At 34.5% G+C, this 1,521-nt stretch carries 3 protein-coding genes; all 3 read right to left on the bottom strand.

What is annotated here, in order from left to right:
* Nucleotides 1–176 precede the first annotated feature (176 nt).
* Nucleotides 177–524 (bottom strand): 50S ribosomal protein L19, encoded by a 348-nt coding sequence (locus ENL20_11960; GenBank protein HHE39270.1) that lies wholly within the window; start codon nucleotides 522–524, stop codon nucleotides 177–179.
* Nucleotides 525–534: 10 nt separating this feature from the next.
* On the bottom strand, nucleotides 535–1,092 hold the full coding sequence (locus ENL20_11955) for an RNA methyltransferase (GenBank protein HHE39269.1): 558 nt from the start codon (nucleotides 1,090–1,092) through the stop codon (nucleotides 535–537).
* 220 nt (nucleotides 1,093–1,312) lie between these two features.
* Nucleotides 1,313–1,521: tRNA (guanosine(37)-N1)-methyltransferase TrmD (locus tag ENL20_11950; GenBank protein HHE39268.1), on the bottom strand; the 209-nt coding region annotated here is incomplete at its 5' end.

Genomic DNA, 1,521 nt, shown 5'->3' with positions numbered 1-1,521 from the left:
GTGTAATTTTTTCTGATATTCAAAATAACCTCCACTTTTTCAACTTCTTTTCGCTTAGTTTTTTGTCAAATTACACCTTAATGGGTTGTCCTAAAAAGCTAATCCATTATAGGTAATGATGGAGAAATTTTTTTATTTCAAATAAAAAAGGGAGTCTTTCGACTCCCTTTTTTTGTCTAATATCTCTTCTTTTCTTTTACTCGTGCGGCTTTACCTTTTGCTTTTCTTAAATAGAAAAGTTTTGCTCGACGCACACGACCGAATCTAACCACATCGATTTTTTGAACATGTGGCGAATGTAAAGGAAAGATTCTTTCAACACCAACACCATTACTTATTTTTCTAACAGTGAAAGTTCGGGAAATCTGCATCCCTCTTTTCTGGATGACAATTCCCTGGAATACCTGGATTCGTTCTTTGGAACCTTCTTTGATCTTATAGTGAACTTTTATCGTATCGCCGACTCTGAATTCCGGAAGATCCGTCCTCATTTGTTCTTTTGAAATTTCATGCACTATATCCATTGTTCCTCCTTTATTTTTCGGAATAAAGCCTGTCCAGAACAATAGCTGCGGCACTTCTAACTGAAAGATGATTATAATTTTGAACTCCGTATATCGGTTCTAAAATATAATCAGCAAGGTTATGAACCTGATCGGTTAAACCGTTTCCTGTTCCAAAAAGTAATAGGACCGGTTTATTGATCTTGAGTTTATGATATTCTTCAAACTTTAAATGGTTCTTTTGTTTCACAGCTGTTGTTGTGATAATAATTGGATCGACTTCTTCCTGTTTTTTGATTTGCTGGATTGAAGATTCAATACTTTCCGCATAATTTATGATAGATAAAGCATTAACCCGGTCAGGATTATATTCGTTGGCGATCTCGCTTTTCCAGAATTTTAAAATTCGGTTTAACATTAATTTCTGGGTTGGGATAGGATTTATAATGAAAAAACTCTTAACACCAAAAGTCAGGCAGGATCTGGAAATATCATGAATATCAAGATTAGTGATCGAGGTTGTAACGACCTTTCTGAATTTATTGTAAACAGGATGATGAACTAATCCTAAATAAATATCTGGTTTCATAATTCTTTATCTTTGAATTTTCCGAAGCTTCCTTCAAAAGAATTCTATCGTTTAAGATTCGGAAAGTTTTATCCAATCTTGATTTTTCACTTCCAACCTTCCGAATCCTTTATGTAAGAAAAGCAGGGAGAAGGCTTCGGAATGTCCCTTCTTCCAAAACTTCTAGCAAAGAAATTCTTGATAAAGAAGATTCGGAAAAATGTTTTTCCAAAGTCTGTTTTCAACTATCCTTATCTTTGATCAATTCCGGTCGAATTCTTTTTGTTAATTCCAGAGATTTCTGTTTCCGCCACTCTTCAATTTTTTTATGATCTCCGGAAATCAGAACATCCGGAACTTTTATTCCTCTGAAATCTGCCGGTCGAGTATAATAAGGACAACCTAAAACTCTTTTTTGAAACGAGTCTGATAAAGCTGAATCGATATCAC

Source organism: Candidatus Cloacimonadota bacterium (assembly GCA_011372345.1).
In the GTDB taxonomy this organism is placed as follows: domain Bacteria; phylum Cloacimonadota; class Cloacimonadia; order Cloacimonadales; family TCS61; genus DRTC01.
Note: the sequence above shows the minus strand (reverse complement) of the source record. Positions and strands in the feature narration are given on the sequence as shown.